Origin of the sequence: Neobacillus niacini (assembly GCF_030817695.1) — a bacterium.
GTDB classification, from domain to species: Bacteria; Bacillota; Bacilli; order Bacillales; family Cytobacillaceae; genus Neobacillus; species Neobacillus niacini_F.
This window is the reverse complement of sequence record NZ_JAUSZQ010000002.1, coordinates 2638464-2659920: the sequence shown is the minus strand read 5'-3', so window position 1 is coordinate 2659920 and position 21457 is coordinate 2638464. Positions and strand designations below refer to the sequence as shown.

Below are 21457 nucleotides of genomic sequence, written 5' to 3'. Positions count from 1 at the left end.
TTACAAAACTTCTTATTTCTAATGTATGCCTAATATATGTATATTTCAATCATAACGATTCCTCCATAAAAATAAGTGCCAGGATTTCCTAGCACCGTTTCCTTCTATATTAATTTGCTTTTTAAAGAGTTTCTAATCCCTATTTTTCCTCCATGGGCTAGTTTATTTTCCTTATGATGATCAAAGACAATAATATTTTTAAATTCAGCAAAAAGAATATCGCCCCTTTTGACAGGAGTCATACTTTGATACTGATCGATACTCATCTCGGCTTCAAAAAGAGCACCCGTATCCTGGCGTCTTAATTCAATCCTTACGGTGGACCCGATAATATGAATATGTGAAACCTCAGACAAAATGCTGTTTCCTTGTAAAAATTTTCGCAGAACAATTTCATGCGGCCGAATATAACTGATTGCCTCTGACATCTTAGAATCCCGAAACTCGTTAACTCTTCCTAAGAAACTGTAAACAAACGCATTTGCTGGCTTTTGATACACTTCCTCTGGAGACCCAATTTGTTCTATTTGTCCTTGATTCATCACGACTACGGTATCTGCCATTTCTAATGCCTCTTCTTGGTCGTGGGTAACAAAAATGGTGGTAATGTTTAGCCTTTGATGAATTTCCCTTAACCAGTGACGCAGTTCTTGACGAACCTTTGCATCGAGTGCCCCAAACGGTTCGTCAAGAAGCAGGACTTCTGGTTCTACGGCAAGTGCCCTTGCCAATGCAATCCGCTGTCTTTGCCCCCCTGAAAGCTGTGAAGGATAGCGAGTGGCAAGATGCTCTAATTGAACGAGCTTTAACAATTCATTTACCTTTTCAGTAATTTCATTTTTAGAGGGACGGGTTTTTCTTGGTTTTACATTTAATCCAAAAGCTACATTTTCAAATATCGTCATATGCTTGAATAACGCGTAATTTTGAAAAACAAATCCTACATTCCGTTCTTTAATCGTTTTATAAGTGTATTCCTTGTCATTGAAAAAGATTCCTCCAGAATCTAACCCTTCCAAACCTGCAATGAGCCTTAGAAGAGTGGTTTTTCCAGAACCTGATGGTCCTAATAAGGCTACAAAATCTCCTGTAGGAATTTCTAGATTTACGTTTTTAACCGCCGGAAAGTTTCCAAACGCCTTTGATACATCCTTGATTGTAATCCCCATTTGTTCAATCCTCCATTTTAATAACACACATAATTTTACATAATCTCTTTTAGTGTTTTTTCGTTTTCCACTCCACGAGGCTTTTTAAAATTAATGTTAGTATCGCTAAAAGTGCTAGTAAGGAAGCAGCGGCAAATGCAGCAGTGAAATTGTATTCGTTGTACAAAATTTCAACATGAAGAGGAATGGTATTGGTTAACCCTCTAATATGGCCGGAAACAACGGATACTGCACCGAATTCACCCATGGCTCGAGCGTTACAAAGAATGATTCCGTACAGTAACCCCCACTTAATATTGGGTAATGTCACCCGAAAGAACATTTGCCAGCCGCTTGCACCAAGCGTAATGGCGGCTTGTTCTTCTTCTGTTCCTTGCTCTTCCATGACGGGGAGCAGTTCCCTGACCACAAATGGGAAGGTAACAAAAATAGTCGCTAAAATGATTCCTGGTACCGCAAAGATAATCTTGATATCATTTGCCTCTAGAAACGGACCCAATACTCCCTGTGAACCAAACAAAAGGACAAAAACGAGCCCGGCAATGACCGGTGAAACTGCAAACGGAATGTCAATTAAGGTAATTAAAATATTTTTACCTCTAAAATTAAACTTTGTAATGGACCAAGCAGCCAACACCCCGAAAATTGTGTTAACTGGAATCGTTATCGCAGCTGTAAGCAACGTTAATTTAATCGCCGATAAAGCGTCACGTTCTGTCAAAGATGCGAAGTACAGCTCAATTCCCTTATTTAGTCCCTCAGAGAAAACAGCGATTAAAGGCACAAGAATGAAGATTCCTAGAAATCCTAAGGCAATGGTGATTAATGCCCACTTTTTTAGGAGACCTGGCTCGGAATTGGCTTTTACATTTTTCTCTCGAAGCTCTTGAACAATCATATTCCCCTATCTCCCCTAGTTCATTTGATACTTTTTCGTCGTTCTCCATTGCCAAAAATTGATTAAGAATAATAGAACGAATGAGAATACAAGCATGACAACGGCGATCGCGGCAGCACCGGCATAATTGAATTGCTCTAATTTTGTTATGATTAGCAAAGGAACAATTTCCGTTTTCATCGGCATGTTGCCGGATATGAATACAACAGAGCCATATTCCCCTAAAGCCCTTGCAAAGGCAAGGGCAAATCCTGTTAGGATAGCGGGGAAAATAGCCGGTAAGATAATTTTCACGAAAATCTGAGTCGAACTGGCACCAAGTGTAGAGGCTGCCTCCTCATACTGACGATCTAAATCCTGCAGTACCGGCTGAACCGAACGTACAACAAAAGGAAGTCCGATAAAAGTTAAGGCAACCATAATACCGAGCGGCGTATAAGCTACCTTTATCCCCATCGCTTCAAAGTATTGCCCTATCCAGCCATTAGGAGCATAAATCGTGGTAAGTGCAATCCCTGCAACCGCCGTTGGAAGAGCAAACGGTAAGTCTACCAGGGCATCAATGATTCGTTTCCCATAAAAATCATACCTTACCAATACCCAGGCAATCAGAGTCCCGAATACCGCATTAACCAAAGCTGCGATAAACGAAGTATAAATCGTCAATTTATAGGAAGCGACCACTCTGTCATCCGTAACGGTCTCCCAAAATTCTGCAAGGCTGACCGTAGATGCTTTCAAGAATAGGAATGCAATTGGAATCAACACCACTAAGCTTAAATAAATGAGTGTGTATCCCATGGAAAGACCAAATCCCGGTAAAACTCGATGTCGCTTTCTCTTATTAGCCACTTAAAACTCTCCTTTATTCTTACGGTTTGTAGATTTCGTCAAAGACACCGCCATCATCAAAATGGGTTTTCTGGGCATTTTTCCAGCCGCCAAAAACTTCGTCAATCGTAAATAAGTTAATTTCAGGGAATTGGTCTTCGTACTTTTTAGCTACTTCTTCTGAACGCGGACGGTAATAATTTTTAGCCGCAATTTCTTGGCCTTCCTCAGTATACAGATAGTCTAGATATGCTTTAGCAACCTCTTCTGTTCCATGTTTCTTGGCTGTTTCGTCGACAACAGTAACTGGCGGCTCTGCTAAGATACTTACAGATGGAACGACAATTTCAAATTCATCCTTGCCTAACTCATTTAGGGCTAAAAAGGCCTCGTTTTCCCATGCAATCAGTACATCACCAATACCTCTTTCCACAAACGTGGTGGTAGAACCGCGTGCTCCGGAATCTAAAACCGGAACATTTTTAAAGAGTTTGGTGACAAATTCTTTTGCTTTTGCTTCGTCTCCGTTATTTTGCTCCAGTGCATATCCCCAGGCAGCTAGGTAATTCCAGCGAGCTCCGCCAGACGTTTTCGGATTTGGAGTAATCACGGATACGTCATTTTTCACGAGATCATCCCAATCATTAATGCCTTTTGGGTTGCCTTTTCTAACAAGAAACACAATCGTAGAGGTGTAAGGAGAACTGTTATTATCTAGTCGTTCCTGCCAATTCACTGGAAGTTTTCCTGCTTCTGCGATGACATCGATATCATAAGCGAGTGCCAGAGTAACAATATCAGCCTCTAAACCGTCAATAACAGATCGTGACTGCTTACCGGAACCACCATGAGATTGATTGATGGTTACCTTTTGCCCTTTTTCTTTTTCCCAATAAGCGGCAAAGCTTTTGTTGAATTCTTCATAAAATTCTCGTGTTGGATCGTATGATACGTTTAATAGTTCTACTTCTTTTTTTACAGCGGGAGCTTCTGTATCTTTCTCAGTTGTGGTGCTTTGATTCGAGCATGCGGCCACTAAAAGTAAAGTTAGCGATAATAGTGTAATCCAAATTTTTTTCATCATGTTTATTGACCCCTCTATTAGTTAGTAGGCTTTTTCCAATAAAAAAAGCCCCATTAGTTTCATCCTTGTACATGGCACATGTACAAGATACTAAAGGGCCTTCGGTGTGTCCGATCGGCAGCTATTCATTATGTTTATTACCTGCTTTTAGATTGATTTGTTAATGGCGTTATCTGTTTGCTTTTTAGCGGCAAACGGTGCTTTTCTAAGCGGTCTATTTGGGTAATTTGTGAATCGTGAACAGTGATTTGAACGGTACCAAATTCCAAGCCTTCTAATAGACTAGCTATTTTTTCCATCACCTGTTGATCCAGACGAGCTTTTGACGACAATGACATCCTCTCCTTCTAGCTTCGTAATTCGGTTTAAAAGTAAATCCTCCAATGTTGTTCTCTCTAATACAAACGCAATGGTGTCGCGCACCATCGACCACAAGGGCTTTAATTGACATCCCCCCTCTAATGGACAAGGCTCATATTTTGTAATGGATGCGCAGCTCATTGGTGACAGAGGACCTTCCAAATCCCGAATGACTTCCCCAATATTGATTTCTCGAGGTTCCTTTTGCAGCATGTAACCACCCTTGGCACCTCGTTTGCTCGTAACATAACCTAGCTTTTTTAATTGAAGTAAGATTTGTTCTAAATAATGAATGCTTACCAGGGTTTTTTCAGATATCTCTTGAATACCTAGTACATTACCTTGATGATTTCCAAGCTGAAGCAAAGCTCTTAGAGCATATTCACCTTTGCTCGATACCTTCATTCCATCCCTCCTCCATTAATGTTGAGTAATTCAGTCAACATTCACTCCTAAAAATAATCCACTTGAATGCTGAAAAAATGGATTTAGCTAGTTATAAATATATGCGGTGTTTACTGAAAGGGCACTTGTCTATAGCGCCCTTTTCTTGGTCCTCCGTAGTTGACTACTTTTAATTCCGATTAAATCTATAGGTTTAATATAAAAATATATTAAATGTTATTTTTAGAAAAATCAATACATTTTTTAAAAATAAAAAATTTCATTTTTTGAAGGAACAGTCACTCATTCAACATACTCATCTCTTCTTAAGGGAATACTTAACACTATGTAAGTGTAAATCGGGAGGTTTGATGAAAAATGAGTGAAAGAGCATTGTCGATTTTTGCCCTAGGCGGTATTAATGAAATCGGTAAAAATATGTATGTACTTGAGTATGGTGGAGATATCATTATTATCGATTGCGGCGGTAAATTTCCGGACGAGAGTCTGATGGGGATTGACCTCATTATCCCTGATATGACGTATTTAGAAGAAAATCAGGACAAAATCCGTGCAATGATTGTGACACACGGTCACGAAGATCATATCGGCGGTATTCCTTTCTTTTTGAAGAAATTTAATCAAGTTCCTATATATGCAACTCGTTTTACATTGGGGTTAATTGAATTAAAGTTAGAAGAGCACCGCCTGCTTCGGGATACTGAACTTGTTACCATTCATTCCGAATCAACATTGGAATTCGGAGAAATTGGGGTTTCCTTCTTCAAGGTGAGTCATAGTATCCCTGACTGCCTAGGTATAGTCTTTAACACACCAGAAGGAAATGTCGTTCATACAGGCGACTTCAAGTTTGATTTAACCCCATCAAATGACCAATATAGCGATATTCATAAGATGGCTGAAATTGGCCAAAAAGGTGTCATTGCCTTAATTTCGGAAAGTACCAATGCCGAACGCAAGGGCCTTTCTCCTTCCGAGCAAATGGTTGGTGACCATTTATTGGAGGCGTTTATTAAGGCAGATGGAAAAATTATTCTTTCCACTTTTGCATCAAACGTGAACCGTGTTCAACAGGTGGTTGAGGCAGCGATTAAGACAAATCGTAAGCTAGCCTTACTTGGACGAAGTATGGTTAACGTGGTGGATGTTGCAATGGAACGCGGATACTTAGATATGCCAGAAGGGATGCTCATCAGTGCGAATGAGATTGAACAATTTCCTCCTGATAAGGTTGCGATTCTTTGTACAGGAAGTCAGGGTGAGCCAAATGCAGCTCTTGCGCGGTTATCAACAGGAAATTATCGCGATGCAACCATTTATCCTGGAGATACTGTTGTTTTAGCCGCGTCACCTATCCCAGGAAATGAAAAAGGGGTTTCTAAGATTATCGACAACTTATTTCAACTGGGGGCTAAGGTCATATATGGCTCAGGCAGCTCAACAGGTATGCACGTTTCCGGTCATGGCTACCAGGAAGACCTGAAACTCATGCTAACCCTGATGAAGCCAACCTATTTTATCCCGATTCATGGTGAATATAGAATGCTTCATCATCACAAGCAGTTGGCTGAATCGGTTGGTGTTGAAAAAGGAAATACATTCATTATTAAAAATGGTGATGTCGTTGATATTGAAAATTCAGTGGCCCGTCAGACACGAAATATACCGGCTGGCGACACGTATGTAGATGGAATAAGTGTAGGTGATGTCGGGGAAATTGTTTTAAGAGACCGTAGACAGCTATCAGAAGACGGTATGCTCGTGATTGTGTTAACCATCAGCAAATCCGATCGAAAAATTATCCAAGGTCCTGACACGATTACCCGTGGATTTGTTTATGTAAAGGAATCTGAGGATTTGATAAGAGAAATTAACCGCCTCGTTAAAAAAGTGATTCTTGAATTAGAAGCAGATAATATCCGCCAGTGGAACGTGATGAAGCAAAATATTAAAAAATCAGTCGGACAGTATTTGTTCAAGCATACAAAAAGAAAACCGATGATTCTCCCGATTATCCTCGAGATCTAAAGCAAATGTCAGGCACCCGGAGATGGTGTGCCTGACATTTTCATTTTTAGACATGCATATATATTTCGTTTAACACAGATATTTTCTGTTTATCGCAGATATAATGAGAATAACGCAAAATTTATCTTGATTTCAGGGCTAATTTATTTTACAGTTAATCGAAATTGGCTATACTCCTAATAGAATTGGAGGAAAGATGATGTTTCGTTTACTACGATTAATTGCCTTATTATTTTTACTATATATTTCCTGGCCTTTTATTACAAAACAGCTGGATAATTCCGACCTCCATGCTAATTTTGTCTCGTCGTTAAAAGAAAATCTTGAGGTACCGGAAACGATTAGTGTTTTATACGATGATATCCAGCAGATGCTGAAACAGCTTGGTTTTCAACTAGAAGAAATGCCGTTAACCCAAGAAAAGTTGAATGAAGCACCGGAGAAAAAGGTAGAGTTAACACCACCAACTAAACAAACGTTTTCTATTCACAATATCGAGCTTGGGAATATAAAGACTGACATTGAGCATAATCTAGGATTAGCAAAGCGTACTTCGCTCAATGAGTATGGTGTAAATTGGCATGCGTATCATGATAATTACCATAACTTTTTTATGGTGATGTATGATAACAATGATCAAGCTGCCGGTTTATACACCAACCAAGATTTGTTGACCTCTACCAATGGAATTAAAATTGGTACTTCATCGAAGGAAAGTGTTCGTAGTATTCTCGGCGAACCGATAACAAAAGTTCAAAAAGGAATGGTCATATATCAGCTTCAAGAGGATAGTGACAATGATTTATTTTTACTCGATGATGCTTATGTGACGATTTTTTATGACAAGCATGAGAATAATACCGTAACAGCGATACAAATCATCAGCAAAACGATGGAGGATAATAAAAAGGATTTTTATACGGAATCCTCGCCAACCTTAAAAGAAGGCTTAGAATATCAAATGTTTGATTTAACCAATGCAACCCGAGTGAATCACCAACTCCCTATACTTACATGGGATGACCATGTTCGAGAAACGGCTCGAGAGCATAGTGCCGATATGGCCGAGAATGATTATTTCGATCATAAGAATCTTCAAGGACAATCGCCATTTGATCGAATGAAAGAGGATGCTGTTGCCTTCCATACTGCGGGGGAAAACCTGGCATATGGTCAATTAAGCAGTATTTTTGCCCACGAGGGATTGATGAATTCAATTGGACACCGGGAAAATATACTTCGCCAGGATTATGAATACTTAGGAGTCGGTGTAGCCTTTAATGAGAAATCACAGCCTTATTATACGCAGAACTATTATGCCAATTAGTGTCACGAATCTAGGATAATAATAAGGGTAAATTAAATACGAGCAATTCTACATTGCTCAAAAAACTTCGTCGGGAGTGATGTATCATGGCTAGAAACAAACTATTGGTTCCTGGTGCAGACAATGTTCTGAATCAAATGAAGGAAGAAATCGCCAACGAGTTTGGAGTTCAACTTGGTGCTGATACGACCGCACGAGCAAATGGCTCAGTCGGTGGCGAAATGACCAAACGTCTTGTCGCGTTGGCTGAACAAACATTACGAAATCAACAAGGTTTATAACGTAACTTGTGATTTTATGAAAAGGTCTGTCCGAATTACTCGGACAGCCTTTTTCTTATCCTCTTAAGATGGGCAGTGTACAGCAGCGAAAGGATCCACCGGATTTAATGATTTCTGAAATATCCACTTCTATTACTTCGAATCCACGGTTACGCAGGTTTTGATTCACTTGTTTATTAATGGGTAAACTTAAAATTTTCTTATTCCCTATACTTAATACATTTGTTCCTAGTGTAAATTGTTCGTCCTCTGAAACCTCAATTAATTCATAGCGAGATGAAAAAAGGCCGATATCCTCCTCTGTTAAGGCGGGCCGATAAATCAGGGCAGTATCAGGGGATATAACGTTAAATACACAATCCAAATGGAGATATTTTTCCTTAAAAGGGATGGCTTTTACATCGTATTGGATTAAGAGACCTTGCAAATGTTCTACGGCCTCCTGATGAGTCCGGTTACTTAATCCAACGTAAATGGTCTCCCCATCAATAATTACATCTCCGCCTTCAATCCTGTCTTCTGCCAAATTGAAATAAGACATTTCTTCATCATCTAGCCACTGTTTTAAAACATCTTCCTCCCCGATACGAACATCGTGAGCCATTTTCGCAACAAAAATGGTTTGTCCAAGGGTAAAGCCAATATCACGCGTAAACACCTGCTCTGGGTATTTTTTGTGATAAGGTAATAGAACAACCTCAATTTCATGGTCTTCTAGGGTTCTAACAAACTCCCTATGTTGTTCCAGCGCGCGTTTTATATGTATCCCCTCATCCTTAAATTCCTTTTGTGTTTCGTTGATGACTTCACGGATGGTCATATATTGGGGCTGACAAAGAATTACGCGTTTCAATGGATCATACTCGTTCGCACAAAATGTTTTATGATTTAGCGTCATAATGCTCCTCCTAAATACTCTTTATTTATAGGATTACTTAAACAAAATCTCCCATTCATACATAGAGTAATAAAAAGTTCTTCATTTAATGATGGTGGTGATCATTCTATGTTTGAAGTAAAGAAATCAAAGTATGGCAGAGGAATATTCGCAACCCGTGACATCAAGAAAGGTGAGCTCATTCATGAAGCACCTGTGATTATTTCCGCTAAAGATGAGTATAAATATTTGAAAAAAACCATCATGATTGAATATGTATTCTGGTGGGGTGAGGATTTAGAAGAATGTGCGTTAGCACTTGGATACGGTTCACTGTTTAACCATTCCTATACCCCCAATGCATTATATAAGCTTAATCTGAAAAACCAAACCATTGATATTTATGCCTATCGTGACATCAAAAAAGAAGAAGAAATTCTAATTAATTATAATGGTGACCCTGAAGACGATGAACCCATGTGGTTTGATGTTTTCTAAATATTTATCTAACAAAACAAAAAAAAGCATCCAGTGAAGATTGGATGCTTTACCCTGTAGGTAATTTTATTTTATCCATAATGGAGGTTAGATAATTTCTAACTGATCCTGTTTTGTTGTGATGAGTAGGTTTTTGTGAAATTGAATCTTCGCTCGTCACTTCGTCCATGAGTTCATCAGAAAAAATTCGCTTTCCATCCATAATACTTCGTATGGAAGAAGCTAATTGCTCACTAGGATCGTCCTTTAGTAAATATCCCCTTACGTCCGCCTTCATGGCACGCTGATAATATCCTGGTCTGGCAAAGGTGGTTAGAATAATGACTTTACAGTTGATATGCTGTAACTCTTCAGCTGCCTCGAGGCCTGTTTTTTCAGGCATTTCGATATCCATTATACAAACATCAGGTTGTAATTTTTTTACCAGAGTAAGTGCCTCTAACCCATTGCCTGCCTGACCAACGACTTCGATATCCTCTTCCAGGTTCAACAGATTCCCCATGGCCTCTAACAGCAGCGCCTGATCCTCTGCGATTACAATTCGAATCATCTTCAATCTCTCCTTATCAGGCAGCTGCTACTCATGCAGAGACTCCCCGTGTACGGAGAGTCAGCCAAGTTGGGTGATATTACAATTCTGGTTTTGCTTGAACAGAAATACGTTTTTTTGCTAAAGCTTTCACGTCTTTAAATGCAACAAAATTCTTAGCATTATCATCCCATAAACGGAAACGAAGTGACTTTAAGCTTGTCGCCAGTGTAATGGTTGGAACGTTTTTTAATGGTTCTGTCTGATTATGAGCTTCTTCTAATTTATAATTTGGAACTCTTGGGCTCAAATGGTGAACATGGTGGAAACCAATATTACCTGTTAAGAATTGTAAAAGTTTAGGCAGTTTGTAAAAAGAACTTCCCTCTACCGCAGCTTTCACATATTCCCAATCCTTATCTTCTTCAAAGTAAGAATCTTCAAATGTATGCTGTACGTAAAACAGCCAAATACCTGTCGAACCTGAAATCATGAAAATAGTACCTTGTACTAGGAGAAACGACTGCCAGCCAATTGTCATACAAAGCAGTGTAATCAGAGCAACAAGTATTAAATTCGTTAAATACGTGTTCATTCGTTCTTTTTTACGTGCGTCTTTTCGGTTAAAACGATTCTTAAGCATGAAAACATAGATTGGTCCTATTCCAAACATAACAAGCGGATTACGATAAAAACGATAGGCTATACGTAATTTAAGCGGTGCTGCTAAATATTCATCGACTGTTAGTGTCCAAATATCTCCTGTACCACGCTTATCTAAGTTACCACTTGTTGCATGATGAACAGAGTGTTCGTGACCCCATTGATCAAACGGGAATAATGTTAAAACTCCCATTGCTGTACCAACTGCACGATTTGCTTTTCTGTTTTTAAAAAATGAATGATGGGTACAGTCATGAAAAATAATAAAAATTCGTACTAAAAACCCTGCTGCAGCAATCATAGGAACCAATGCCAACCAATAAGAAATAGATAAACTTTGATAGGCAAGGAACCACAATATAATAAACGGTCCAACCGTGTTAATGATCTGCCATATACTTTGTTTTGTTGTTGATCCTTCAAAAGGAGCAACTTGTTTTCGTAAATTCTTCGTATTTTCTTGTACTGACATAATTTTAATTCCCTTCTGTTTGTGTCGTTAAATCAAGTATAAGGAAATAAAATCATTCGTGTAAGTACCAGGTGTCATATGCAGACTATGACAAACGTCATATAGAGGTTGTCTCTTACACCAAAATAGGAAGTTATGCTATAATAAAATAGTTGTATTTAACAAACTAAAGTGGTGATGTAGTGATTAAACTTGCATGCTGCTTAAAAAGGGTGCTAATAAATGAAAAATGAAATTGATACGATTTATATTTTAGAAAATCCCGAAAAGAATATCATTAAATTTGCAACAGGTTATCAACTTAAATACGATGACACCATAAAAGATGTTTTTGGTGTGGCATGCTTAAATGATTTAGAAATGATGATTCAATTTAACAAGCCTTTCCAAGAAAGTATTTGTTCCAGTAAGAACATAAGTGTAAAGAATCTCACATTAAATCAAGTGATTCGCATTGCTTCCAAAAAGGAACTTCTTCAATTGAGGGAGCAATTGCTTGAGCAGGTAGGAAATTTACCAATTCCTCGCCCTTTCGATTCGGTCATCCAGCTCCAAGAAGGCGTTTTTCGCTGGGATGAACAGAATTCGTCATACATTTTGGATCAGCTTGGTGCCTGATTTATTGTTCTAAATAAGTAACCCAACGTAGATGTGGGTTACTTTTTCTATGAAAATTATTATTTTGGCAGGTGTTCCATCTCATGTCCTCATTGGAAAAAGCAATTATTATTGGTGGAGGTATTTCGGGTAAATTGGCTGCACGTGTGTTGTCGGATGTATATAAAGAAGTAATCATCCTCGAACGTGACAATGAACTGGAAGGACCGGCAGCACGAAAGGGCGCCCCGCAAGGTGAACATTTACATGCCCTTCTACATGCTGGCGAATATGGTCTCGAGGAGCTGTTTCCTGGTATTACCGAGAAATTTTATGATAGCGGGGCTGTGAAAATCAATTCAACCATTGATCTTGCATGGTTTCACCATGGAGCATGGAAAATTCGATATGATGGCGGCTACAGGACCACACTCCAAACACGCCCGCATTTAGAATGGCATATAGAACAATACATAAAACGAATCCCAAATGTTGTAATACGTTACAATCAAGTCGTTCAGGACCTTTTATATTATGAAGCAGAAAATCGAATCACAGGTGTTCAACTAAAAACTGGACCGATACTAGCAGATTTAGTAGTGGATGCCAGCGGTGTACGCAGTCTTACGTCTAATTGGTTACATAATCGAGGAACACCTATTCCTGAAGAAAAAGTTGAAATCAACTTAAGCTATGTTAGTAAACAATATCAGCTGAAAGTAAATCAGGAAAGAGACTGGAAGATTAAGATGGTGTATCCCAACCCGCCTCAGGAAAAAATAGGCGGCACGATCTCAAGCGTGGAGGAAAATCGTTATATTGTAACCGTCATGGGATATCATAAAGCTATTAATGATAAAGAAGTTATAAAAAGTGACAACGGCTTTCTTGAACTCCCTCAGTTTGATACGAATATCTCTCGAATGCTCACTTATTCGCAGGATTTCATAACCCTTTGAATTGGATTTACGGGTAAATGAAATGAGTTCAGATTATTTTGACTTCGTGAAGGCATAGTTAAATAAAGGAGTCAGCTATCACTCCATATTTTACCATATAATGTACATCTCCACGCCGCCCCTGGAGGCTTTCCCTCCCATGTCTCAACGGGTCAATTGCCCTCTCATTCCTTCGTCATGCCTATCCAAGGGGTGGAGGCCAGTTATGCTAACCTGATGGGTCACAGTGCCCTTTTGTTCAAGAAACCTGGTACTCCGTACATATTTGAAATCCTACGAATAAGACAACATTCAAAATTAAAGTTAACTATTTTAAATGATACATTTTATATAACTAATGTTTTTTTTCTATGCTGCTAAAGGGATTGATACCTGGACTTTATTTGGACAATAAGACTCGTTTCGTCGTGCTATTCCTACAAAAATCCTTGCTAGTTTACCGATCAGTTTCATGATTGATTTCATTTTCTTTATCTTCTTTACCTTCACATTATGGGAATGGACGGCTTTAAACTCAGGGTTATTCATCACAAGGCTCATAGTTGCTAAGTAGAGGAATCGTCGTAGTCTTGACCTTCCACGCTTTGAAATGACAATCTGGCCTTTCCATTTGCCTGAACTTGCTTCAGCTAGATGCAATCCCGCATGACGTAATAGAGAGTTTCCGTGGGAGAAACCACTTAGATCTCCTGATTCACCTAGTATCCCGGCTAATGAAATTTCACTTATTCCTTTAATCATAAGTAGTTTTTTTGCAAATGGTATTTTGTAGAGAACTTCTTTAACTTGTTGTTCAACTCTTTCGAGTTGTTTTACAGCGAGGTCATATTCCTCTAATAATTGTTCTAAATGGAATTTATAAGCATCAAGAGCTTGTCCGGTCCCAATAGAGGATTTTGCTAGATTGATTAGTAATTGAGCCTTCTTGGGTCCTGGTTGTCGTTTCATTAAAGACTTCCACCCCCTCATGACATCTAGTGTTTCAAGTGAAGATATTTCACCCGGTGTAGGGAATAAACGAAGGGTTGCGATGGCCCCTTTGCACGAAACATCTTTAAACACTTGTCTGAGTTCTGGAAAGACCACATCCACCCATCGATTTACTTGATTAATAGACATCACGAGACGTTTAACAATTACATCACGGTTAGAAATTAGAACTCTAAGTTTCTCAAATGATTCTGATGTTGGACGAACAAAGGAATAATAGTCGTTTTTCACCATATCCGCTATGACGAGGGCATCTTTTTTATCACTCTTCGATTGAGTATTGTCACGATTCTCTTTATTCCTTTTTACTAGGTGAGGATTCACAGTAACTACCTCAATGTTTTGTTTATCCAGCCATTTTGATAGGTTAATCCAGTAATGTCCTGTAGGTTCCATACCCACTATTGTTGAATCTAAGTTTTTTAGTTTTTGTAAGTTTTGAATCCAACTTAATAGTTTTACGAACCCCTCTTCATTATTTTCAAATGTAAGTGGATCTCCAACTACAATTCCACGGAAGTTAACAGCTCGTGCAACGTGTAATTGTTGAGCGATATCAACACCAACAATAATATGTTTATCGGAAATTCTTTCAATTAGTTGATTTTGTTTGTCTTGCATTTTAAAATTCATAGTAGGGCTTCCTCCTTAAGACTTTGAGTTAGAATTGGACTCTATACTCGTATCTTACTGAGGGGCTCTATTTTTTTCAAACCTGAAATTTAACGATCTACAGGAATGCTAACAAAGAAACTGCCGAGGCTTGATATCTATGAAACAATAAAAAATTCGACTCCCATTACGAAAACTGCTCTCTATCGCATTCCTCAAATCGTTTGGAAGCGTTTTGATAAGATGGAAAATATACCAGATGGGATATTACTCATTGGAGATACGATTTGTAGGATTGATCCAGTATTTGGTCAAGGAATGAGTATAGCCATTCTAGAGGCCCAAGCATTGCAAAAGCTGTTCCAGACTGATAACGGTGAACGGCGTAAAATTCCAAAAGCCTTTCATAAAAAGGCAGCAAAAATCATTTCTCCTATATGGAACATGGTCATTACAGAGGATTTTCGGTATCCTGCTACCACGGGAAAACGACCATTTGGTATTTTTATACAGCAATGGTATGCAAAAAAAGTCTTCCTTTTGTCATCGCAAAATCAAAAGGTCTACGATACATTTGTCAAAGTGATGAACCTTGTTCGACCGATCACATCCTTGATGACGCCTAGTATTATCAAGAGTGTTTTAATCCATGCATTCTCAAGAAACCATAAATAGTAGGTATCACAGGTAAAGGGCAAGCTTCATAAAAATGAAGTTTGTCCTTTTTAGTATACAGTTAACACTATTAAAGTCATAATATAGGGAATTTATAGAATATTCTACTGAAATATCAACCTATATTATTTTATACTTTTAATATCATCATGTTGTACAACATCTTGAAAGTATAAACCACGTAATACATAACAAAGGGGGGGATTCTATGTTTGAACAACTTGTTTCTAGCATTAATGGTTATTTATGGAGCGCACCACTCATTATCTTTATTTGTGCAGTTGGACTTTATTTTAGTGTACGGACAAGATTTCTACAAATTCGTCATGTAAAGGAAATGGTACGTCTTTTATTTAATGGTAAGAGCTCTAATGAGGGTGTCTCTTCCTTTCAAGCATTGGCCATGTCTTTATCCGGCCGGATTGGAGTCGGGAATATTGCCGGAACGGCAACGGGCATTGCTTTTGGTGGCCCAGGAGCAGTATTTTGGATGTGGGTAATTACCTTTATTGGTGCAGCATCTGCTTTTGTTGAGTCCACTCTTGCTCAAATCTATAAAGAAAAGCAAGATGGCGAATATCGAGGCGGTCCTGCCTTCTATATTGAAAAGGGACTTGGCTGGAAATGGTTCGCTGTTATTTTTGCAGTTGCCACACTCCTCGCGATGGCCGTACTCATGCCAGGCATTCAGGCGAATTCCATTGCAGAAGGCGTCAACAATGCATTTGGGATTAACAGTACAATTACCGGTTTGGTGCTTATTTTACTAATGGGGCTTATTATTTTCGGTGGTGTTAAGCGCATTGCAAGAGTTGCAGAATTTCTCGTGCCTTTTATGGCGGCCGGCTATTTACTCATTGCTATAGCAATCATTGCGGTTAATTTTGAAAGAATTCCAGAAGTATTTACCCTGATTTTTAAAAGTGCCTTCGGCGCTGAGGAAATGTTCGGTGGTATTCTCGGTTCGACCATTATGTGGGGTGTAAAGCGTGGTCTATATGCGAATGAAGCTGGACAAGGAACTGGTGCTCACCCTGCAGCTGCCGCAGAAGTATCACACCCGGCAAAACAAGGTTTAGTCCAAGCTTTTTCTATTTATCTAGACGTGTTCCTAATCGTTACAGCGACGGCATTTATGATTCTATTTACAAATTCGTACAATACCGTAAATGAAAAAACGGGGGAAGTCTTGGTTGAGCATCTTAAAGGAGTAGAAACCGGTCCTGCATATACCCAAGCGGCAGTTGATACTATCCTCCCAGGACTCGGATCTGGATTTATTGCAATTGCTCTATTCTTCTTTGCCTTCACGACGATTTTTGCGTAGTTACTATATTGCAGAAACCAATCTTGCTTATCTAATTAAAGGCAAACAAAGAAAATTAGCTATGATCATATTAAAATTTATTCTCTTAGGTTCTACTTTCTATGGATCAGGAAAAACCGCAGAGACAGCATGGGCAATGGGTGATATCGGACTTGGAATCATGGTATGGTTGAACTTAATTGCGATTCTTTTATTATTTAAACCAGCGAATATCGCTCTAAAGGATTATGAAGCACAGCTGAAGCAAGGCCTGGACCCAGAATTTAATTCTACTAAATTAGGTATTAAGAATGCAGAATTCTGGGCTAACGGTTATCAAAGTGATAAAAAAGATGAAAGAAAACGTGCTGCAAACTAATAATTTTTACACAAAGAGCCAGGCATCATCCAATCAGGATGATGCCTGGCTCTATTTTTCAATAGTTGCTTTCAATCGATATGATGGTATCATATAGTTTTTTGTTAACAGGGGTTGGTACTCGATGTTTTTCACCCATCTCTAGTACTGCTCCAGCAAACAAAGCTACCTCGCTATATCGTCGTGCTTCCAAATCCTGCGCCATGGAAGGTTTCCCTTCTGGGCTTAAAGTGGCTAATACGCTTAACCAATAATTCAAATCAGCTTCTGTTAGATTAATCCCTTCGTATTCTGATAACATAATGACCTCTCTCATCGCAGCAATCATGGTTTCTCTTGCTTCGCCTTCCCGTTGAATTTCACCGTAATTGCTTTTATAAACAGCAACGGTCTGATTAACTCCAACATTGAGCATGAACTTCCCCCATAGCCTCTTGTTCATATTGGTGTCTATCTCATATGGAAAATCAATATTAGCAAAAAAGTCTCCAACCCTCTTTACCTTTTCCGAAATGATTCCAGGATTTTGATCACCGAAGCAAAGCATTCCCATATGGTCATATGTAAGCTTATTCCCAACTTTTACCGCATCCATCCCCTGGGCTACACTATAAAGAATCTTATCCATCCCATAAACTTGCCCGATAATCCCCTCACTTGTAATTCCATTTAAGGCGGATAAAATAATTGTGTCCTTTCCTACATGATGGTGAACAGCTTGGATGGCTTCATGTAAGCCTTCGTATTTCACGGTAAAAATCAGTAAATCTGCTGGTTCGCAATGGTCTTCAGGTGTTACATAGTGGAAGTCACAAGGTTCACCGTTACAGTAGACATGTTCTTTTTTATATTTTTCGATACGGACTCTGTCGGCAATAATTCTTACGTCTTGCTTTGGCATTCTCTTGGCAAAATGGTTCCCAAATAAAATTCCTAATGCTCCTAATCCGATAATAGATACTTTTTTTATTTCCATGCTTTATGTCCTCTCACCTTTTTATTAAATTTTATCATGAAATTTTGATTGATTAATAATGATTCGTTTTTCGATATAATAGAGATATAGAAAATGTGTAATGAGGGATAAACGTGGATAAGGAAAATGATGATCTTAAACACACAGAAGACGAGATCGACTGGGAGGCTTTTTTTAATCCGGACGATAAACATGAATGGGAAAAAGAGAAACTTCAAAAGAAAAAACGGAAAAGGTTTATGGTTAAAATCGTTAGTGCCCTGCTCGTACTTGCGCTTTTGATAAGCGGATTAGAGGTGTGGATTAACATTTTCAACCTCCCTGCGGTAAACTTTGTTAAAGTGTCAAATCAATTATCAAAGCAGCCTGACGTGAAAGAATACAAAAAATCGGTTGTAACAATTGAATGGGATGGGGTAAAAGGAACTGGCTTTACGGTCTCTCCTACTGGATTAATTGTCACCAATGAACATGTGGCAGAACGTACAAATAGAGTAAATGTCCATTTTAAATCGGGGGAGTCATATACGGGCAAGGTAATCGCGAAACACCCGGAAATAGATGTGGCGATTGTTAAAATTGACGCCGAAAACCTCCCTTTTCTTCCCCTAGCTATCGACAAGGATTGGGAAAGATGGGTGGGAGACGAAATCATCTTTATCGGAAATCCATTAGCTTTTACCCAAATAGCTAATCAAGGCAAAATCATAGGGAAGGCTCAATTAGCGGACTGGGATGTGCCGGTTATGATGATTGCAGCCCCGATTTATAAGGGGAATAGTGGCAGCCCAGTACTAAATCAAAATGGTGAAGTCGTGGGAGTGATTTTTGCCACCTTGCAAAATCATCAAATAGATTCCAAAGAAATTGTTGGAGCTGCCATCCCCTCATATCATATAAAGGAAATCGTAGATAACATATCAAATTAATCTCCTGTTTCCAATTATTTGATTCTATCTATTTAAACGTAATATACTTAAAGGTGGTTCGATACCAACGAAGGAGGAGATTAAGTTGAATAGTTTACAAGATACTACAACCCTACATAATGGAGTCAAAATGCCTTGGTTTGGCCTTGGTGTATATAAGGTTCAGGAGGGTGAAGAAGCTCTCCAATCTGTAAAGGCGGCGATTAAAGCTGGTTACAGAAGTATTGATACAGCTGCGCTTTATCAAAATGAAGAAAGTGTAGGTCAAGCGATTAAGGAATCTGGAGTTCCTCGTGAAGAGTTGTTCATTACGACTAAAGTGTGGAATGAAGACCAGCGAAATGATTCCGTGTTAGAAGCGTTTGAAACGAGCCTGCAAAAACTTGGACTTGATTATGTCGATCTATATTTAATCCATTGGCCTGTAAAGGAAAAGTATAAGCAAAGCTGGAAGGTTCTTGAACAACTTTATAAAGAAGGTCGTGTTCGGGCAATTGGCGTCAGCAACTTCCAAATTCACCATCTAGAAGACTTACTATCCGTAGCTGAGATTAAACCAATGGTTAACCAAGTGGAATTACACCCACTTTTAGCACAGCCTGAACTTCGTGACTATTGCAAAAAACAGGAAATTCAAATAGAAGCATGGGCTCCACTAGGTCAAGGAAGACTTCTAGAGCACCCTGTGCTACAAGAAATCGCAGCGCAGTATAACAAAACCACTGCGCAAGTTATCTTACGATGGGATATTCAAAATCAAATTGTCACGATTCCAAAATCAGTCAAAGAAGCCCGTATCATCGAAAATGCCAATATCTTTAATTTTTCGTTAACTGAAAGCAATATTCAAAAAATCAACGCCTTAAACAAAAACGAACGATTCGGTGCAGATCCTGATAACTTTAACTTCTAAGAATGAATAGAAAAAAACGGACCTCATGATGTAATCATGAGGTCTAATTTAACTTAGGGACTTATGCAGCCCTTTCATAGCTAAACATTAACGATTTTTTCCTGCTTTCAAAAGCCCTTTTATTTGAAACATTGCCACTTTACCTTGTTTACGCTCTATTGCTTGAACAAAGCTGCTAACGACAATTAATTCAGCTAATATTCCCAGCGAAAGGCCTATCGCCCCGATTGAACCATTCCATTGCGAAGCAAAATTCACGCCAACGATTAAAGCAATCAAGGTAACGACAAAATTGGCGGACTGAGAAATAATCGTTACCTTTGTTCGTTTGTACACCATTAATAAACCGTTAAAGAAATCTACAAATGGAAACACAAGCGCCATTAACATCGTAACTTTGAATACCTGTATGCTTGCGTCCAACAACCTTCCGCTGACCCCGATGACATGTTCAAAGAACCATTCCCCCAACGGAGTATACGATAAAACAGCTACCAAAATACACGGGACAAAACCGACCAAAAGTAAAAACTTTTTTACGATGGCGTTATGTTCTCCATAGAAATTGATAACGATTTGATGGATATAGGTGAAAAAGCTTAAAATCAATTGAGTTACACTCATGGCAATGGCATAACTTGCAATCGCCAGCTCAATATCAACGGTTTTACCTAAAGCAATGTTGATGGCAGGAGCAATCATAACAACAATCACAGAAGATAACATAAGTGGACTATAAAATTTAAAAATACTTTTCTTAGACTCTATTTTCAGCTCATGCTTCTCGGGCATTTTGCGAACTAAGGACCTTGCTTCTATGAAGCTGATGATACATTCGACAATCATGCCAATTAAAAAAATCATCGCACCGGATACGCCTGTAATGTGACCAGTGTGAATGAAATATAACGACAACAAATACATGGCAGCAAGCCTAATGACCATTCCAATTGTTAACCATTTGGTTTGTCGGTTATAAATAATAACTCCCTGGGCTAAACAACGAAGTGCAGAAAAAATCGTGACGATGATAAGTACTTGGTAGATAGCCTTTATATCATCCACCATATTCACGTTGGCTCCAAAGATTTTTGAAAAAATAAAATCTCCAGCCGGTGTATAAGCCACTGCAAATGCAACCATCATCAGACTTCCAATGAGATAATAGGAAAAATGGGACATTAATTTATACGAACCTTTATCCCTCACCAATGAAGAACAAGTTTGACGAAGCAAATTTCCCAGCCGCTCCGTAATTCCAAATAGACTCATAGCGATTGCATAACTTGCCAAAATAAATTCAGAATTATCTGCTCTAACTAACGTACTGTTGATAATAATATGGGATATCGTAACAAGACTCGCAGATAATGCTAAGGGAATAAAGAAAATGAACAACGTTTTCATATTTAGTTCTTTTTCTGTTTTTTTCATTCTCTCCAACACCTTTAAATTATAATATCTTCCTAAATTTATTTCGGCACACTAAATTTATTCCATTTTATTATAAATCCTATCGTTTATCATGGATATAATTATTTTTACCTAAATGAAAAAAACACCGACCTCTTTTGACGAGTGCCGGTGTTAGAACGTTTTTAATCATTACTCTCTAGTTTATCCATCTGATAGCTCCTCTAAATATAATATTATTATTTTATCATATCGAAGGACTTTTGGAATATACTAGTAGATTCAT

The 21457-nt window shown here is 38.6% G+C and carries 21 protein-coding genes and 1 pseudogene; 10 read left to right on the top strand and 12 right to left on the bottom strand.

Features of this window, described 5'->3' with window-relative positions; translation table 11 throughout:
• Positions 1 to 104: 104 nt before the first annotated feature.
• From QFZ28_RS13740 to QFZ28_RS13715, 6 genes are all read right to left on the bottom strand, one after another.
• The gene (locus tag QFZ28_RS13740; RefSeq protein ID WP_307195147.1) at positions 105 to 1169 is read right to left on the bottom strand and encodes a sulfate/molybdate ABC transporter ATP-binding protein; all 1065 of its coding nucleotides are present in this window, start codon (positions 1167 to 1169) and stop codon (positions 105 to 107) included.
• 49 nt (positions 1170 to 1218) lie between these two features.
• Positions 1219 to 2067, bottom strand: a complete 849-nt coding sequence (cysW, locus tag QFZ28_RS13735) for a sulfate ABC transporter permease subunit CysW (protein WP_307195146.1) — start codon at positions 2065 to 2067, stop codon at positions 1219 to 1221.
• 15 nt (positions 2068 to 2082) lie between these two features.
• Positions 2083 to 2919, bottom strand: a complete 837-nt coding sequence (gene cysT / locus QFZ28_RS13730) for a sulfate ABC transporter permease subunit CysT (RefSeq protein ID WP_307195145.1) — start codon at positions 2917 to 2919, stop codon at positions 2083 to 2085.
• Between the two features lie 19 nt (positions 2920 to 2938).
• Complete coding sequence (locus QFZ28_RS13725) at positions 2939 to 3979, bottom strand: sulfate ABC transporter substrate-binding protein (protein ID WP_373428136.1); 1041 nt, start codon at positions 3977 to 3979, stop codon at positions 2939 to 2941.
• 140 nt (positions 3980 to 4119) lie between these two features.
• Positions 4120 to 4320 carry a YezD family protein gene (locus tag QFZ28_RS13720; protein ID WP_373428070.1) on the bottom strand — a complete coding sequence of 67 codons (201 nt, stop codon included), beginning with the start codon at positions 4318 to 4320 and terminating at the stop codon, positions 4120 to 4122.
• Positions 4265 to 4747 (bottom strand): RrF2 family transcriptional regulator, encoded by a 483-nt coding sequence (locus tag QFZ28_RS13715; protein WP_307195142.1) that lies wholly within the window; start codon positions 4745 to 4747, stop codon positions 4265 to 4267. Before QFZ28_RS13715 ends, QFZ28_RS13720 begins: the two co-directional genes overlap by 56 nt.
• Positions 4748 to 5104: 357 nt before the next feature.
• Between QFZ28_RS13715 and QFZ28_RS13710 the strand changes: the two genes are divergently transcribed.
• From QFZ28_RS13710 to QFZ28_RS13700, 3 genes are all read left to right on the top strand, one after another.
• A complete protein-coding gene (locus QFZ28_RS13710) occupies positions 5105 to 6775 on the top strand; it encodes a ribonuclease J (protein ID WP_307195141.1) in 1671 nt (556 codons plus the stop codon).
• A gap of 199 nt (positions 6776 to 6974) precedes the next feature.
• The gene (locus QFZ28_RS13705) at positions 6975 to 8102 is read left to right on the top strand and encodes a CAP domain-containing protein (RefSeq protein WP_307195140.1); all 1128 of its coding nucleotides are present in this window, start codon (positions 6975 to 6977) and stop codon (positions 8100 to 8102) included.
• A gap of 86 nt (positions 8103 to 8188) precedes the next feature.
• Positions 8189 to 8383, top strand: a complete 195-nt coding sequence (locus QFZ28_RS13700) for an alpha/beta-type small acid-soluble spore protein (protein WP_307195139.1) — start codon at positions 8189 to 8191, stop codon at positions 8381 to 8383.
• A gap of 55 nt (positions 8384 to 8438) precedes the next feature.
• Here the strand turns inward: QFZ28_RS13700 and QFZ28_RS13695 are convergent, their stop codons facing one another.
• On the bottom strand, positions 8439 to 9281 hold the full coding sequence (locus QFZ28_RS13695; RefSeq protein WP_307195138.1) for a dimethylarginine dimethylaminohydrolase family protein: 843 nt from the start codon (positions 9279 to 9281) through the stop codon (positions 8439 to 8441).
• Between the two features lie 108 nt (positions 9282 to 9389).
• On the opposite strand from QFZ28_RS13695, the gene QFZ28_RS13690 reads away from it, so the two are divergent.
• On the top strand, positions 9390 to 9758 hold the full coding sequence (locus QFZ28_RS13690) for an SET domain-containing protein (RefSeq protein WP_307195137.1): 369 nt from the start codon (positions 9390 to 9392) through the stop codon (positions 9756 to 9758).
• Between the two features lie 49 nt (positions 9759 to 9807).
• Here the strand turns inward: QFZ28_RS13690 and QFZ28_RS13685 are convergent, their stop codons facing one another.
• Positions 9808 to 10308: a response regulator gene (locus QFZ28_RS13685; RefSeq protein ID WP_307195136.1), complete on the bottom strand. Its 501-nt coding sequence runs from the start codon at positions 10306 to 10308 to the stop codon at positions 9808 to 9810.
• A gap of 79 nt (positions 10309 to 10387) precedes the next feature.
• Positions 10388 to 11422 carry a fatty acid desaturase gene (locus QFZ28_RS13680; RefSeq protein WP_307195135.1) on the bottom strand — a complete coding sequence of 345 codons (1035 nt, stop codon included), beginning with the start codon at positions 11420 to 11422 and terminating at the stop codon, positions 10388 to 10390.
• 222 nt (positions 11423 to 11644) lie between these two features.
• Between QFZ28_RS13680 and QFZ28_RS13675 the strand changes: the two genes are divergently transcribed.
• Both QFZ28_RS13675 and QFZ28_RS13670 read left to right on the top strand, forming a co-directional pair.
• Positions 11645 to 12040 carry a hypothetical protein gene (locus QFZ28_RS13675; RefSeq protein WP_307195134.1) on the top strand — a complete coding sequence of 132 codons (396 nt, stop codon included), beginning with the start codon at positions 11645 to 11647 and terminating at the stop codon, positions 12038 to 12040.
• 83 nt (positions 12041 to 12123) lie between these two features.
• Positions 12124 to 12978, top strand: a complete 855-nt coding sequence (locus QFZ28_RS13670) for an NAD(P)/FAD-dependent oxidoreductase (RefSeq protein WP_307195133.1) — start codon at positions 12124 to 12126, stop codon at positions 12976 to 12978.
• Between the two features lie 348 nt (positions 12979 to 13326).
• Here the strand turns inward: QFZ28_RS13670 and QFZ28_RS13665 are convergent, their stop codons facing one another.
• The gene (locus QFZ28_RS13665) at positions 13327 to 14601 is read right to left on the bottom strand and encodes an IS110 family transposase (RefSeq protein WP_307195132.1); all 1275 of its coding nucleotides are present in this window, start codon (positions 14599 to 14601) and stop codon (positions 13327 to 13329) included.
• Positions 14602 to 14706: 105 nt separating this feature from the next.
• On the opposite strand from QFZ28_RS13665, the gene QFZ28_RS13660 reads away from it, so the two are divergent.
• The gene (locus QFZ28_RS13660) at positions 14707 to 15255 is read left to right on the top strand and encodes a hypothetical protein (RefSeq protein ID WP_307195131.1); all 549 of its coding nucleotides are present in this window, start codon (positions 14707 to 14709) and stop codon (positions 15253 to 15255) included.
• 208 nt (positions 15256 to 15463) lie between these two features.
• Positions 15464 to 16940 (top strand): annotated as a pseudogene (locus QFZ28_RS13655) (alanine/glycine:cation symporter family protein).
• Between the two features lie 58 nt (positions 16941 to 16998).
• On the opposite strand, the gene QFZ28_RS13650 reads toward QFZ28_RS13655, so the two are convergent.
• Positions 16999 to 17916, bottom strand: coding sequence for a ketopantoate reductase family protein (locus QFZ28_RS13650; protein WP_307195130.1), 918 nt, complete (start codon positions 17914 to 17916; stop codon positions 16999 to 17001).
• Positions 17917 to 18029: 113 nt separating this feature from the next.
• Here QFZ28_RS13650 and QFZ28_RS13645 point away from each other — a divergent pair, with 113 nt between their 5' ends.
• Together QFZ28_RS13645 and QFZ28_RS13640 are read left to right on the top strand one after the other, a co-directional pair.
• The gene (locus tag QFZ28_RS13645) at positions 18030 to 18845 is read left to right on the top strand and encodes a S1C family serine protease (protein ID WP_307195129.1); all 816 of its coding nucleotides are present in this window, start codon (positions 18030 to 18032) and stop codon (positions 18843 to 18845) included.
• A 79-nt stretch (positions 18846 to 18924) separates the two neighbouring features.
• On the top strand, positions 18925 to 19758 hold the full coding sequence (locus QFZ28_RS13640; protein ID WP_307197027.1) for an aldo/keto reductase: 834 nt from the start codon (positions 18925 to 18927) through the stop codon (positions 19756 to 19758).
• A gap of 87 nt (positions 19759 to 19845) precedes the next feature.
• Here the strand turns inward: QFZ28_RS13640 and QFZ28_RS13635 are convergent, their stop codons facing one another.
• Positions 19846 to 21192, bottom strand: coding sequence for a multi antimicrobial extrusion protein MatE (locus QFZ28_RS13635; protein ID WP_307195128.1), 1347 nt, complete (start codon positions 21190 to 21192; stop codon positions 19846 to 19848).
• Positions 21193 to 21457 lie beyond the last annotated feature (265 nt).

Bases quoted from the DNA above. Each gene is read 5' to 3' on its own strand.
- QFZ28_RS13740 (WP_307195147.1), bottom strand. From the start codon at position 1,169: ATGGGGATTACAATCAAGGATGTATCAAAGGCGTTTGGAAACTTTCCG.
- cysW (WP_307195146.1), bottom strand. From the start codon at position 2,067: ATGATTGTTCAAGAGCTTCGAGAGAAAAATGTAAAAGCCAATTCCGAG.
- QFZ28_RS13725 (WP_373428136.1), bottom strand. From the start codon at position 3,979: ATGAAAAAAATTTGGATTACACTATTATCGCTAACTTTACTTTTAGTG.
- QFZ28_RS13720 (WP_373428070.1), bottom strand. From the start codon at position 4,320: ATGTCATTGTCGTCAAAAGCTCGTCTGGATCAACAGGTGATGGAAAAA.
- QFZ28_RS13715 (WP_307195142.1), bottom strand. From the start codon at position 4,747: ATGAAGGTATCGAGCAAAGGTGAATATGCTCTAAGAGCTTTGCTTCAG.
- QFZ28_RS13710 (WP_307195141.1), top strand. From the start codon at position 5,105: ATGAGTGAAAGAGCATTGTCGATTTTTGCCCTAGGCGGTATTAATGAA.
- QFZ28_RS13705 (WP_307195140.1), top strand. From the start codon at position 6,975: ATGTTTCGTTTACTACGATTAATTGCCTTATTATTTTTACTATATATT.
- QFZ28_RS13700 (WP_307195139.1), top strand. From the start codon at position 8,189: ATGGCTAGAAACAAACTATTGGTTCCTGGTGCAGACAATGTTCTGAAT.
- QFZ28_RS13695 (WP_307195138.1), bottom strand. From the start codon at position 9,281: ATGACGCTAAATCATAAAACATTTTGTGCGAACGAGTATGATCCATTG.
- QFZ28_RS13690 (WP_307195137.1), top strand. From the start codon at position 9,390: ATGTTTGAAGTAAAGAAATCAAAGTATGGCAGAGGAATATTCGCAACC.
- QFZ28_RS13685 (WP_307195136.1), bottom strand. From the start codon at position 10,308: ATGATTCGAATTGTAATCGCAGAGGATCAGGCGCTGCTGTTAGAGGCC.
- QFZ28_RS13680 (WP_307195135.1), bottom strand. From the start codon at position 11,422: ATGTCAGTACAAGAAAATACGAAGAATTTACGAAAACAAGTTGCTCCT.
- QFZ28_RS13675 (WP_307195134.1), top strand. From the start codon at position 11,645: ATGAAAAATGAAATTGATACGATTTATATTTTAGAAAATCCCGAAAAG.
- QFZ28_RS13670 (WP_307195133.1), top strand. From the start codon at position 12,124: ATGTCCTCATTGGAAAAAGCAATTATTATTGGTGGAGGTATTTCGGGT.
- QFZ28_RS13665 (WP_307195132.1), bottom strand. From the start codon at position 14,601: ATGAATTTTAAAATGCAAGACAAACAAAATCAACTAATTGAAAGAATT.
- QFZ28_RS13660 (WP_307195131.1), top strand. From the start codon at position 14,707: ATGCTAACAAAGAAACTGCCGAGGCTTGATATCTATGAAACAATAAAA.
- QFZ28_RS13650 (WP_307195130.1), bottom strand. From the start codon at position 17,916: ATGGAAATAAAAAAAGTATCTATTATCGGATTAGGAGCATTAGGAATT.
- QFZ28_RS13635 (WP_307195128.1), bottom strand. From the start codon at position 21,192: ATGAAAAAAACAGAAAAAGAACTAAATATGAAAACGTTGTTCATTTTC.